The organism is Vreelandella sp. 2A-K22 (assembly GCF_054065485.1).
This window is the reverse complement of sequence record NZ_JBSUGC010000001.1, coordinates 277,484-290,186: the sequence shown is the minus strand read 5'-3', so window position 1 is coordinate 290,186 and position 12,703 is coordinate 277,484. Positions and strand designations below refer to the sequence as shown.

Below are 12,703 nucleotides of genomic sequence, written 5' to 3'. Positions count from 1 at the left end.
CCTGGGAGCTTCTAGAGATAGAGCGTGCCATCTACTGGCCCAGCCGCTATTGCCTCGGCTTCACACCCCAAAACCATCACCTGCTTGGTGCATTGTTGAGGTGAACCATGGGTACAACACCGTTTCTGCTGCAGAAGCACGCTATTCTGCGCACCGATTCACAAGAGGTCATTCGTGAGCATGTCACCCACTACCTCTGCCCACATCGCATGCGTTTATTTAACGGCCCGCGACTTGCCTCACGTTTGAGTGCCGTCAGCTTCGACCAATTGGCCATTATCGAATTGCAATATGGTGCCAATGTCGAAATTGATCCCGTCGAAGAGTCAAACGTTTACCTGTTTCGTATCACTCTCGAAGGCCAGGGAACCATCGTATACGCTGACCGTCAGGTCAGTATGATTCAGGGAGGTGTTACCGTCACATCCCCCTGTCAACGCGCTCTCATTCAAACTTCTCCGAACTGCCATAACATCATCGTTCGAGTACCGCGCCACCGGTTGGAACAACGCCTTTCGTGTCGACTTGAACAGCGCATTGATCTTCCGATCATCTTTGACCACTACTTTCCCGAGCATTACCCCGGCACGGTCTTTCTTCTGGATACCATCAAGTATTTTGCCCGTCTCACCGACTCTCTTCACCAGCAAAATGCCCCGCGCCAGCAGATCAAGCTGATGGAAGACTACTTATATGACAGCCTGCTGGGGCTGTTCATTAACAACTACAGTCAGCGCTTGAGTGGTAACCCCTCTCCTCTTCCGCACTATGTAAAAAACGCCAAAACGCTTATTGACCAAAATCTCAAGCAGAGTATTGAGCTCGAGACACTAGCCTCGATGGTGGGGGTATCAAAGCGCACGCTGCAATACGGCTTCCAGCAATTTGTCGGGCTCCCACCCAAAGCCTATTTTACTCAGCAACGCATGAAGAGTGTGCACCAGGCGCTGATTAATGCCCCTCGTGGCCACCGTGTCACCGACGTCATCATGCAGCATGGCATCAACAGTCCTGGCCACTTCTCCGCTCAGTACAAGGAGGTCTATGGGGTGACCCCCGTGCAAACACTGCAGTCAAACCGCGAGCATACTATTGATAACGAATTGACCAACGTCTTGCTCTGAGCCTACTGTCGCCTCTGCTCTTTTTATTCCCCAGTACGATACTCCTCGATCAGCTCACGCATTCGTTCTGCAAAGGCATACGCCGGTAGGCCCTGCTGCTCTGCATCCGACAGGATAGTTGCATTGACCGGAGCGAGCTGATCATCCCAACGGCTAGCCTCATCATCGTCAAGCGCTATTACTTCAACGCCCTCTTCCTGCTGCGCCCACTCGAGTGAACGCTGTATATGCTCATCGAGATATTGGCCGGTGAAGGTTGCCATCTCCGGCGCCAACTCCTCGATCACCGCCTGTATATCAGCAGGGAGCGCCTCCCACTTCTCTCGCGACATCAGCGCCGCAAAAATGGTGTTAGTTAAGGGATAGTCGGTCACGTACTTAGCCAAACGCGCGAACTGCATATCCATTAGCACTTCCCGGGAAGCCGCATACCCATCGATAATGCCAGATTGAAGTGCCTCACCGGCATCGGCTTGCGACATACCTACTGCTGTTACTCCCAGTGCGTCCAGCGCCCTGGAGTTATCGCCGGAAATTCTTATTTCCAGCCCCTCCAGGTCTTCCAGTTGATGAATCGGTTCAATGGTTTGAAAATAAGCAGGCTCCGATGTAAAGGCCGTGATGACCTTGAACTCTTCGAGTTCGGGCATCTGGTCACCAAACTCTTGAATCAGTTGGTAAGTCATGCGGCTGGCGACTTCTGAATTGACGTCCTGGCCGGTCAGACTCCCGGCCAAGTTGATCAGAGGAAAACGGCCCGGCTCGTAAGAGGTGGCGGAAAGCCCTATATCCGCAACACCATTCAACACCCCATCGTACATATTGCTGGCCGTGAGTAAGGAGCCCCCGGGGAAGAGGTCGACCTCGACACGACCATCGGTACGTTCATTGAGCTCTTTCGCCCAGTGCTCCATCTGAATGGCCGGAAAGCTCTGCGCAGGGGCAAAGAAAGCGTAGCTGAGGGTAATCACTTGGGACTCGTCGCTAGGCTCATCGACTACCTCCTCCTGTGCATCGCTACACCCCACCAACGCCATTGCAGCTATTAGTACCGTTAACGTTCCCACCTGTGTACTCGTTTTCATTATGACTATCCTCGGCGAAGGCCTACAGGAACAGCATGGTTTCCAATAGGCGCTTTATAGGCTGTGAAGGATTAATAACGGGTAGTGACTGCTGGCATCAGGTCAAGCAGCTCGAGACGCTTTAGAAAAGCGTCGGAGCGCTGCTTTCGGTAGTTCGACAGATCGACCCCTGAGTAGTCGAAGAAGCCCACGCCATCTTGGAAGCCTCGACGCTTCTCTTGCATATTCCGGGTAATAACCTCAGGTGACTTGAATCGGTTATCCAGCTTGTCGCACAGGTAGTTGGAGGCGTAGAAAAGCGTATCGCCACCGCCCCAATCGATGAACTCCAGCACTCCCAGCACCGAATAGCGCAACCCCAGCCCGACTCGAATGGCCACATCGATATCCTCGGCACTGGCAACGCCCTCCTCGACCATACGCGCGGCTTCATTCATGAGCAGCACCTGCAGGCGGGGAATGATGTAGCCCGGCGCCGCCTCGCACAGCACCGGTACTTTTCCTATCCCTTTAAGCACCGTGAACAGCGCATCGACATAACGCTGCTCGGTATCCTTGCCCCGGCTTACCTCCACTAAGGGCATCAAATGGGCAGGATTAAGCCAGTGGGCGTTCATAAAACGGGCCGGATGGCTAACCATGCAAGCGAGTTCGGTGACCAGAAAAGTGGACGTCGTTGAGGCGATAACAGCCTCTTTATCCAAATGTCGGCTTGCCCAGGCCAGCCCTTGCTGCTTAATCTCGCCGACTTCAGGCAGCGCCTCGAAAACCAGACGGCTTCCCGCCAACATCTGCACCTGCTGGTCATCCACGATACGAAGCTGCTTCACCATTGAAGCGATCTGCTCTTCCTGAATGAGCCGCTTCTCCTGAAGATACTTGAGCTCCGTCACTAGCCGACTGCGAGCCTGCTCATAATAGTGCCGACGCTCTTCAGGGCTGCGCGGCTTGAAGTCGATCAGCACGACCTCCTTCCCAGCCAGAATGAATGAGAGGGCAATACCTTCTCCCATTCTTCCTGCTCCCAAGACGATGATGTTGTCCTGCATGATGCGGTCTCCTCTATCGGTAGGTCAGGCCTGAATGCCATACGTCAATAAAGAGCGCATCTGCGCCTGGGAGAGCGAGTCCAGTCCCAGCATTTCCAGCGTTCGGCCTTGGGCATAGAGATCTTGGCCGGTGATCGCCGAAGCAATGCTCAAAAGCCCCTCCGCTACTGGCGTGGGCTGCCCCGCCCAGCGGCCAACCGACACGATGAAGGAGAGCCCCATCCGGGTGTCCTCCAGCATGTAACGATGGCTATGAAGGTCGATGTTCTCTCGCCAGTCGCCACTATCGGTCAGTTTGCCGTGGGCGCCCCGGCCATACATCCACTCCTCTCCTTCAGAGGCGTAGTGATTGGCAAGAGGAAAATGGGAGGGCTTGTAACCCAACTTTTCACGCACCGCGATACGCTCATTATCTAGCGCGGTGGTCACGCTTCGGATAGAGGGCTGGGTTCCTTCATTGTGAATATCCCAGGCATCAAAATGCTCCAGTGGCCCCGCATTCATCATAATTAAAGGCGGGTGGATAATAGGGCCAGCGTTCATTAAGGCGCCACTAAGGCCATCTTCGATAGGTTCAACGCTGGGATAGGCCTCCCGCAATACAGAGAAGGCATGTGCTGACAGTTCGCTGGGGAAGACGCCGGTAGGGAGCCGGGTTGCATAAACACTGATGACTACCTTATTAGCACCGTGCTTACGCGCCAAATAGGGCAGCGTTCCCGTTTCACAGAAGGCCACTTGGCTGTCGTTGCCCGCTTTTCGCATCGCTCGGTGGAACAGGTAGCTGCCGAAAGTACCCGGAGGTAGAAAGACCACCTGATCATCCCGTAGTAACGGCCCTAGTTGGTCGGCTAGAGTGTCATGGGAAGTGGCGGGTAACGGCACAATCAGTAGCTCCGCCTGTTGCGCCGCCTCCGTCAGGCTATCTGTTAGAGATAGTTGATCCTTGTGAGTGCCAATCTGGATACGCCGTTCACCTTGCGCATCCTTAACGTCCAAATAGCCCAATTGACGCAACTCTTGCAGAGCATTGCCATCCCGACGCCACAATGTCACGTCGAAACCTTTCTCCACCATCTCGATGGCTGCGGCGTAGCAACCATGTCCACCGCCAATAACACTGACTTTCATGCTGATCTCCGTTTCTTGTTAACACCTTCAGGCATCGTTAAACGGTATAGCCATAGCGTTGCTGACGGATATCCACAATACGCAACCGATATTCAAAAAACGCAATTAACTTCGTGCAGCCAAATACAAATAGTTTGTCCACCCTGATCAATTTTCTGCTGACAAAATCAACTTGGATAGGGGCAGAATAAAATTCCAATGACGAGGCCTCTAATGTGCAGACAGGAATATGACTATATTGTGGTTGGCGCTGGCTCAGCAGGCTGTGTTGTTGCCAGCCGTTTGATCGAAAACAATGCGGGGAGCGTCTTATTACTCGAAGCTGGGGGCAAAGATAGCAGCCCTTTCCATACCATCCCCGCGACAGTGGTAAAAGTATTTCAACAAAAGTCATGGCCCTACATGACAGTACCTCAGCAGCACTGCAATCACCGCGAAATGATCATCGCGCAGGGAAAAGTACTGGGTGGTGGAAGTTCGGTAAATGGGATGATTTACATTCGTGGTCAGCACAAGGACTACGATGACTGGGTAACTCAGTGGGGTTGCACCGGCTGGGGTTATCAAGACGTACTGCCCTATTTCCGAAAAGCGGAATCAAACGAAAGCCTTAGCGGCCAGTACCACGGTCAAAACGGCCCTCTACCTGTCAGTGAAAACCGCTATCGCCACCCACTAACAATGGCTTTTATGCGCGCTGGCCAGGAGATGGGCCTTCCCTACGTTAATGATTTCAATGGCGCTACTCAGGAAGGCATTGGCTTTTATCAAACAACTACTCTAAATGGCGCTCGTGCCAGCGTCTCTAGAACCTATCTTAAAACGGCACAAAAAAGTAGCCAGCTAACAGTCACCACAGGGACTCTGATACACAGAGTCATCATAGAAGAGGGCCGCGCGCTAGGCGTGGAATTTAGCCAAAAAGGCGGCACGCCGATAACCGTTCGGGCGCGCAAAGAAGTTATCCTGAGTGCGGGCGCATTTGGCAGTCCAAAGATACTTATGCTCTCAGGTATCGGGCCCAAAGAGCATCTATCCAGTCGCGGTATTGAGCCAATAATTGACCTACCTGTTGGCCAAAACTTGCATGACCATCTTCATCTCTCGCTCAACGCCACTACTCATTCACAAAACAGCATACTGGGAGAAGATAAAGGTCTTCGCGGAATCAAACATATGGCGCAATGGCTAGCCTTCCGTAGCGGCCTATTGACCAGCAATATTCTGGAAGGTGGTGCGTTCATTGATAGCTTGGGCGTTGGCCGACCGGACATTCAACTAATGTTTCTACCTGTTCTGGATAATTTCGACAATACGCCAGGTGAAGCGCCACCCGCGGCAGAACATGGGTTGACTGTCAAGGTTGGTCACCTTCGCCCCAAAGCACGTGGTGAAGTGCGATTGCGCAGCTCAGACCCAACCGATCTACCCCTTATCGATCCGAACTATCTCGGAGACCAAGATGATTTAGATGGCCAAATCCGAGCCGTTCAGATTGGCCTTAAGCTCATGCAGCAACCTGCACTAAAAGGACTTATTAAGAAGGTGACCGCACCAGAAGGCATTGATTGGCGTGATACAAGCGGGATCGAAAAGTTTATACGCCATTCCATCAAAACCGTGTATCACCCCGGGGGGACTTGCCGAATCGGTACACATCCCTCTACCTCGGTGACCGACCTGCAGATGTGTGTGCATGGAGTGACCAACCTGCGAGTCATTGACCTCTCTGCTTGCCCGCAAATTAGCAGTGGCAATACCAATGCTCAAGCCATCATGCTGGGTGAACGCGGGGCAGACTTGATATTGCTTACTGAAGCAACTTCCACCACGCCTGCTCGTTGTAATGAGTAAGCGGCCTCTTCCCCGTTATTTGCATTAGTGCATTGCGGCTAACCTCACGCGGCGAGTTATGAAATTAATGCTTGAAAGAGTGGTTGAAATGGGTTGAATTCGCGAACTCCCACTTGCTAGGCAATCTGCGTGATAGATTGATCGGTTTCCTGCTGAGTAGCCAGTCCTTTAGCACAGCTCTCCATACGTAGACTGGGCCATGTTCTCACCGCTATCGAAGCCCAGAGCATATTCTGTATAAGCAAGCTGAAACAATGCGAGGCCCATGCCGTAAGCGCTGGCGTCAAGTCACACGTGACCGCTTGCCGATCGATGCACGATTCGTTAAACGGCATGGGCTCGATCTTCTACTTACGTTTACTCATCAAGCATCAGCTGTCCAGCTTGTTGCGAGAGTCTTTCTGCAGGAGTGGTTTCTCTACCGGTTGCGCCACGTTCCATCAGAAAAAACGCACCTACCACCTCGCTCAGACGCAGCGACTGCTCCTTGAGCCGGTCAGACGCCGCCGTGGACTCCTCAACCATCGCTGCGTTCTGTTGGGTCATGTGATCCAGTTCAGCGACTGCCTGGTTGACCTGACCGATGCCCTGGCTTTGCTCCTTGGTGGCCGCACTGATCTCGCCGAGTACGCCGGTGACCCGCGCCACGCTGGCGACGATCTCATCCATGGTTTTTCCGGCAGCCCGCACCAACTCGGCACCGGCCTGGATCCGGGTTGTTGAAGTTCCAATCAACTCCTTGATCTGGCGTGCGGCCTCGGCGCTGCGGCTGGCTAACTGGCGTACCTCGCCAGCAACCACCGCAAAGCCACGGCCCTGCTCGCCGGCGCGTGCTGCTTCTACCGAGGCGTTAAGCGCCAGCAGATTGGTCTGAAAGGCGATGCCATCCATCACCGAAACGATCTCGGCGATCTGCCGGGACGATGCATCAATTTCATCCATGGTATGCACTACCCGGGAAACCACCTCACCACCCTGGGAGGCGACTTCGGAAGCTGACAAGGATAGCTGGTTGGCCTCCCGCGAGGACGCCGCCGTATGCTCGACAGTGCTGGTAAGCTGCTCCATCGACGCGGAGGTTTCCTGCAAATTGGTGGCCGCAGTCTCGGTACGCGACGACAGGTCTTGGCTGCCCATCGCAATCTCACTGGCTGCAACCCGCACCGAATCACTGCTCTCACGGACATCAAGTAGCACGTTGTTTATCTTGTCGGCGAACGCATTGAATTGTATGGCCAGCGCGGCACTCTCGTTACGCCCATGTACCGGCAAACGCTGTGTCAGGTCACCATTTCCACTGGCAATATCACGCATACGCTCAGCCAATTGGCGTAGTGGGCGAGCGATACTACCACCTACCCACCAAGCCGCCAGTAGTCCCAATCCGGCAATGATGAGACCCATAAGGGACATGCCCAGCATGTCGGCTTGACGCTGGGATTGCATCTGCTCCTGCAGACCATGCAGCCCCGCGAGCACAGCACTTTCAGGTAGGCGAATCATTAGCACCCAAGGCTTGCCGACCCCCGCTATGGTAAACGGCCAATAGAGCTCGACCATGCCCTGCTGGGCATCGGTTTCGAAGATAAGATTTCCCTGCTGGGCCTGAGTGACACGCTCCTGCAGCGCGGGCTGTAGTGTCTTCGCCATCGGCTCACCCAGCATCGCTGCTTCCTGGGTGTAGGCGACCACGCCGCCTCGTGAAGCGATCAGTGCCATTTCCCCAGCCCCGTCATAGAGAGCCCGGTTGGCCTCGCTCAATGTGGCTTGGAGGGAGTCAACGGACAGATCGACACCGGCGCTGCCCATGAACTCACCATTAACGACGATCGGTGCATTGAAGGAGGTCAGCATGACGGTTTTACTTTCGACTTCGTAAGCAGCTGGATCGGTAATGCAGGGCGCCAGCGTCTCCTTTGGACACAGGTAGTATTCACCCTCGCGCAGGCCGTTGGGCTGCAGGGTATCACTTTCGATAATATCTGCCCCCTGAGGCATCACTTGGAGTGAGCCGTTCTCGTCGCGATACCAGAGTGGCATGAATCGACCATCAGGACTGTGCCCCGGCACACTGGTGGCGGCAAAAGGGGCATCTGGCCCAAAGGCGTTGGGCTCCCAGCCAATATAGGCATCTGTGATCTCAGGATTCGTGGCCATGAATTGGCGAATGACGGTCATGACCTCCTGTCGGTTGAGATCGAGTTGCGCGTCTTCCTGGCCGGACTTCACTCCCATGAGGGTATTGACGTTTGCCAGGCTCTTGGCAACTCCCAATGCCTGTCCTAGTTGCAGTTGTATCTTTTCTGCCTGATAGGCGGCCTCTGCGTAGAGCCGATGCTTGGCACCTTCCTGAATCATCTGCTCCGTAACGTGGCTAGATCGCTCCTGGGCTTGTGAGTTGGTAACTACTGCATAGACAGTGAGTATCAGAACCGCGACTGCCAAGCAGGCCCCTACCAGCACAGTAACGAAGATTCGCAGCGACCGGAAGTGCATGACTATTACCCCTTAAGTTTTATCTTATTTTTTGGCAGCAGATGTCTTAAAGCGTTAGAAATTAAATAATAATTTCTGAACATGGCATGCCATCTTTGACATAGCCTTCCTGCCAACTTTGCTCATCTTCGTCCAGGGTGCCGGACTGGGAATAGCTGTCCTGGCTATTGTAAATCCCTAGAGTTGCCTCGTGATCAGCATCGATTGACGGGCCATTTTCTTTATAGATTTCATAAGCCTTCGCAGTTAGGGAATATAATGAAGTTAAGAGAAGCGCTGTTTCAGAGAAATTTGCGATGGGTGGGAGAGAAGTTTTTATATACATTGTTACGCCTCTACGATTTTTGTATTTTCGCGCTCGTATTATTGATCAAAACATACAGTTCTCTTGAAAACTTGGCAGCTACTGACAATTTTTTGTCTTCTGTGGCCAGCTTAACGGAAAAAAAGGCATTCGGAGCTTTGTAAATTAAAGTTGATAACTGGCAGAAAATCAGAGACCAGAGCACAATGGCCAAGTACAACACCGGGCCTATCAGGTATCGCGTTGTTGTGACATAAGTCTTTTCAATTGGTGGCGGAGCTAATTATCGATTCCATTCTTTATATGATTGATTATTTGTTAATCGATGTGTTGCGCTTTCTTATGCTTCCTGGCTTCGTTTGCGAGTGTCAGAGGGAAGCTCAAGAAATAGGCGACGGTATTCGCGGCTGAAGTAACTCTGATGAAAAAACCCCTGCTGCGCTGCCGCATCAGCCAAGCAAAGGGTAGGGTCTCTCATCAGGCTGCGGCGCACCGCATTGAGACGTAGCGCCCTAAGATAATGCACCGGAGACTGACCTGTCTCAGCCTGAAAACTATACTGTAGTGTGCGCCGTGAGATGTTGAGTTGTTGACAAAGCGCCATCATCGAAGGCGGATTGTCTGGATGCATCTTGGACAGTGCATGGCAGCGATCCACTACATAGCGACGAGTGCGGTAGTTGCTACTGTCATCAGACACCACAGTGCAAGATGGTGATCCAAGTAACAAGTCTATACCCTCCTTTAGCTGGCACATTATCGCTTGCTGGGTGCATGGAGTAGCTTCTCCACTGCAGGTTCTTAAATGCTCTGTCAATGCCCACCACTGCTGCTTGACCATCTTGAATAAATCCGGCGTAACTGCGAGCACCCGGGATTTTCTTGCATTCTGTTCTAGCCAGCTATGGCGGTTAAGGTCTATAGAGACCACTAGCAAGTCGTAGCCAGCTGGTGATATACCCAAAAACTCGTTGCAACGCGGCAGTACCGTAATGGCATCAGAGCGAAAGAGGGAATTGTTAGGCCATTGTAGCGGCATGGCTAAATGCCACTGATCTTCTGGAAAACGCATTAATTGTGAGACGGCGAGGTTGGCTCTTTCGCGGAAAAGCCTTATTCCCGGCTCGCTTATATCAATGATTTCCCCAACAAAGCTCCCTTCGTCAATCTGATCAAATTCCTGCTGCCAACCAGATAACCACATGGCATGCTCGGTTACATCTGTACAATGATGGAATGCAATAGGCATGGGGGGCCACTTTTTGAAGGGGGTAGAATTTAAAAGATAAATCTTTATTAGCAATGTTAAATACTAGGTTAAGTTGTTGTTTGATATTAACAATTCTTAGGGATGGTCATCTTAAATGTTTTTGTCAGCTTAGCTATTTTAGCCTATCCATATTTTCTAAATTAAATTTAATTAATGTTTTTTTCATGACTTTTATTACCTAAGAATACACAGCTTTTACTTTGAAACTGTAAAAGAAGGTCGACGCCAGTGAGGCGCCAACCTGATGACAAGGCTTCAGTAGCGAATCATTACAGATTTAATTTCGGTATAATCCTCAATAAATGCACTGCCAAACTCTCGACCCGTACCAGAAGCCTTGATACCTCCAAACGGCACTGCGGGGTCGATAAAAGTATGCATGTTGACATACACCGTACCTGCTTCAATTTCAGTTATTAGGCGCAGTGCGCCGGAGAGATCGTTGCTCCAAACACTGGCAGTCAATCCGAAAGGTGAATCATTGATCAAAGCAGGTAATTCATTTACGTCGTCATACGCTAACAGGGTGATTATTGGGCCGAAGGTTTCCTCGTGTAACATCCGATCTTGCGAGCTAAGCGCTAGCAATAGGGTTGGCTCTACGAAGTAACCAGGCTGAGGCAGTGCTTTACCACCAAATAACACCTTGCTCTCCTGATGAGCGACCTGCAAACACTCCATAACTTTGTCGAACTGCGGTTTGTTGGCCAGCGGCCCGAACTGTACACTTTCATCCAGTGGAGAGCCGATAGTCAGCTGCTCTAAAGCAACGCTGAATTTCTCTATCACCTCTTGTAATCGCTCACGTGGTACGTACACACGTTCCGGCGCCGCGCAGACCTGACCTTGGTGTACATATCCACTCTGTATCAAGCCTGCAACAGCCGCATCGACATTTACATCCGGCAGCAACGCAGCTGCGTTCTTGCCCCCCAGTTCCAATGTCACACGTGTAAGGCTAGCTGCCATTGCAGCTTGGCCAACTTTAAGACCGGTCGGCACTGAACCGGTGAAAGAGACCTTAGACACTTGCGGGTGGTTAATCAGTTGCGCACCGACCCCTCCTGCTCCATTGAGCACATTAAACGCCCCAGGAGGCAAGCCGGCCTCTACCGCTAGCTGTGCCAAACGTAGCATTGTCAACGGAGTAAATTCGCTAGGTTTGATGATGATAGTACAGCCGGTGACTAACGCGGCGGCGATTTTCCACACACCGATCATCACAGACGAATTCCACGGCACGATGCCTGCTACTACGCCAACTGGTTCGCGACGGGTAAACGCAGTGTACTTCTCGTCAGCCATGGAGGGAAAAGAAGGACTCATAGTTTCGCCGTTAATTTTGGTCGCCCAGCCAGCGAAGTAACGCAAAAATATTGCACTTTGACTAACTTCGAACATCCGCGATAGATGAATAGTTTTGCCTGAGCAAAGGGTGTCCAGCTGGGCCAGTTCCTCGCCGTTTGCTTCGATAAGATCGGCTAAGCGGTTAAGAACCACACCGCGCTGATAAGGAGAGGTCTCTGCCCAGCTTCCTTTAAACGCACTGCGGGCCGAAAAGACCGCTGCTTCGATATCGGCTTTGCTGGCGTTCGCAATCTCGGTAACCACTTCTTCGTTAGCCGGATTAATGACCGGGATACTAGTATTGGAATGGCCCTTATAGTACTGGCCGTCAATAAAGTGGGCGTGGTTCTGTTGAAGAAAGTCTTGAACCTGAGGCAAAAGCTGTATTTCGTTCATGAGGGCTCCTGGGCAACGTGAGATAGTTCAAAGTTAAGGTAGCAGTCGTTAGTCAATCAGACCGTAAAGCCCCTTCATCTGATCGTAAAAAAGCTCAAGTGGCACGATGCCAAGGATCATGGCTCTCACCGCGCACAGAACAACGATGTAGCCCTAATCTCGTATCGACATTGAAGCTTCGCTGCATGGATCATCGTAAACTCTATTGGATCCTTAATCCGCAATCGAAAATTGATTGTGGCTGCCAAGCTTGTTGTCTATGGCTGCCTAGCCTAGTGAGGAGAAGTTTTTGAAGACCAAGTTAATTAAGGCCTATTAAATTTTTTCGATGAACTCGGAATTCAATCTCTATCGATAAAAAAATTTTGCAGCTATTTCAAAAAATATGAATTATATCGCTGGGCTCACGCAATCCTCTTTAATATAAAATGCCAGGTTCAGTGCTATGGAAGAACCTGGGTTTCTTGGGCTTCTTTATTTAGTCAGCGTGCAGCTTTAAGCGGCTTAATTGTCAGGAGATATGGGGCTGCCGAAACCGATGGAAGCGCAGGATAACTAGGAACCCTAATATGTGTTGCGATAAAACTTCCAGGCACTTCGGCTGCATACTTCTGGCAAGTTAAAGAAATATAATTGCAGATAGGAAG

At 51.7% G+C, this 12,703-nt stretch carries 9 protein-coding genes; 2 read left to right on the top strand and 7 right to left on the bottom strand.

All coding sequences use genetic code 11. From position 1 onward, the window contains the following. Nucleotides 1-107: 107 nt before the first annotated feature. On the top strand, nucleotides 108-1,124 hold the full coding sequence (locus ACW17M_RS01335; RefSeq protein ID WP_457546789.1) for an AraC family transcriptional regulator: 1,017 nt from the start codon (nucleotides 108-110) through the stop codon (nucleotides 1,122-1,124). Between the two features lie 23 nt (nucleotides 1,125-1,147). On the opposite strand, the gene ACW17M_RS01330 is transcribed toward ACW17M_RS01335, so the two are convergent. From ACW17M_RS01330 to ACW17M_RS01320, 3 genes are all read right to left on the bottom strand, one after another. After that, nucleotides 1,148-2,209, bottom strand: a complete 1,062-nt coding sequence (locus ACW17M_RS01330; protein WP_457546788.1) for a TRAP transporter substrate-binding protein — start codon at nucleotides 2,207-2,209, stop codon at nucleotides 1,148-1,150. Nucleotides 2,210-2,280: 71 nt separating this feature from the next. Continuing rightward, nucleotides 2,281-3,258: a 3-hydroxybutyryl-CoA dehydrogenase gene (locus ACW17M_RS01325; protein WP_457546787.1), complete on the bottom strand. Its 978-nt coding sequence runs from the start codon at nucleotides 3,256-3,258 to the stop codon at nucleotides 2,281-2,283. Nucleotides 3,259-3,282: 24 nt separating this feature from the next. Next, nucleotides 3,283-4,389 carry an NAD/NADP octopine/nopaline dehydrogenase family protein gene (locus ACW17M_RS01320; protein WP_457546786.1) on the bottom strand — a complete coding sequence of 369 codons (1,107 nt, stop codon included), beginning with the start codon at nucleotides 4,387-4,389 and terminating at the stop codon, nucleotides 3,283-3,285. Between the two features lie 213 nt (nucleotides 4,390-4,602). On the opposite strand from ACW17M_RS01320, the gene ACW17M_RS01315 reads away from it, so the two are divergent. Continuing rightward, on the top strand, nucleotides 4,603-6,243 hold the full coding sequence (locus ACW17M_RS01315; RefSeq protein WP_427770234.1) for a GMC family oxidoreductase: 1,641 nt from the start codon (nucleotides 4,603-4,605) through the stop codon (nucleotides 6,241-6,243). Nucleotides 6,244-6,600: 357 nt separating this feature from the next. Here ACW17M_RS01315 and ACW17M_RS01310 read toward each other — a convergent pair whose 3' ends face one another. The 4 genes from ACW17M_RS01310 to ACW17M_RS01295 form a co-directional block, all read right to left on the bottom strand. After that, complete coding sequence (locus ACW17M_RS01310; protein WP_457546785.1) at nucleotides 6,601-8,739, bottom strand: methyl-accepting chemotaxis protein; 2,139 nt, start codon at nucleotides 8,737-8,739, stop codon at nucleotides 6,601-6,603. A 61-nt stretch (nucleotides 8,740-8,800) separates the two neighbouring features. Then, nucleotides 8,801-9,064, bottom strand: a complete 264-nt coding sequence (locus ACW17M_RS01305) for a hypothetical protein (RefSeq protein ID WP_159177746.1) — start codon at nucleotides 9,062-9,064, stop codon at nucleotides 8,801-8,803. A gap of 319 nt (nucleotides 9,065-9,383) precedes the next feature. After that, nucleotides 9,384-10,292, bottom strand: a complete 909-nt coding sequence (locus ACW17M_RS01300; protein WP_427770232.1) for a helix-turn-helix domain-containing protein — start codon at nucleotides 10,290-10,292, stop codon at nucleotides 9,384-9,386. 276 nt (nucleotides 10,293-10,568) lie between these two features. After that, complete coding sequence (locus ACW17M_RS01295) at nucleotides 10,569-12,056, bottom strand: aldehyde dehydrogenase family protein (protein WP_427770230.1); 1,488 nt, start codon at nucleotides 12,054-12,056, stop codon at nucleotides 10,569-10,571. Nucleotides 12,057-12,703: the final 647 nt, after the last annotated feature.

Excerpts from the sequence above, each read along its gene's own strand:
- ACW17M_RS01315 (WP_427770234.1), top strand. The coding sequence starts at position 4,603 with ATGTGCAGACAGGAATATGACTATATTGTGGTTGGCGCTGGCTCAGCA.
- ACW17M_RS01300 (WP_427770232.1), bottom strand. The coding sequence starts at position 10,292 with ATGCCTATTGCATTCCATCATTGTACAGATGTAACCGAGCATGCCATG.
- ACW17M_RS01320 (WP_457546786.1), bottom strand. The coding sequence starts at position 4,389 with ATGAAAGTCAGTGTTATTGGCGGTGGACATGGTTGCTACGCCGCAGCC.
- ACW17M_RS01330 (WP_457546788.1), bottom strand. The coding sequence starts at position 2,209 with ATGAAAACGAGTACACAGGTGGGAACGTTAACGGTACTAATAGCTGCA.
- ACW17M_RS01335 (WP_457546789.1), top strand. The coding sequence starts at position 108 with ATGGGTACAACACCGTTTCTGCTGCAGAAGCACGCTATTCTGCGCACC.
- ACW17M_RS01305 (WP_159177746.1), bottom strand. The coding sequence starts at position 9,064 with ATGTATATAAAAACTTCTCTCCCACCCATCGCAAATTTCTCTGAAACA.
- ACW17M_RS01310 (WP_457546785.1), bottom strand. The coding sequence starts at position 8,739 with ATGCACTTCCGGTCGCTGCGAATCTTCGTTACTGTGCTGGTAGGGGCC.
- ACW17M_RS01325 (WP_457546787.1), bottom strand. The coding sequence starts at position 3,258 with ATGCAGGACAACATCATCGTCTTGGGAGCAGGAAGAATGGGAGAAGGT.
- ACW17M_RS01295 (WP_427770230.1), bottom strand. The coding sequence starts at position 12,056 with ATGAACGAAATACAGCTTTTGCCTCAGGTTCAAGACTTTCTTCAACAG.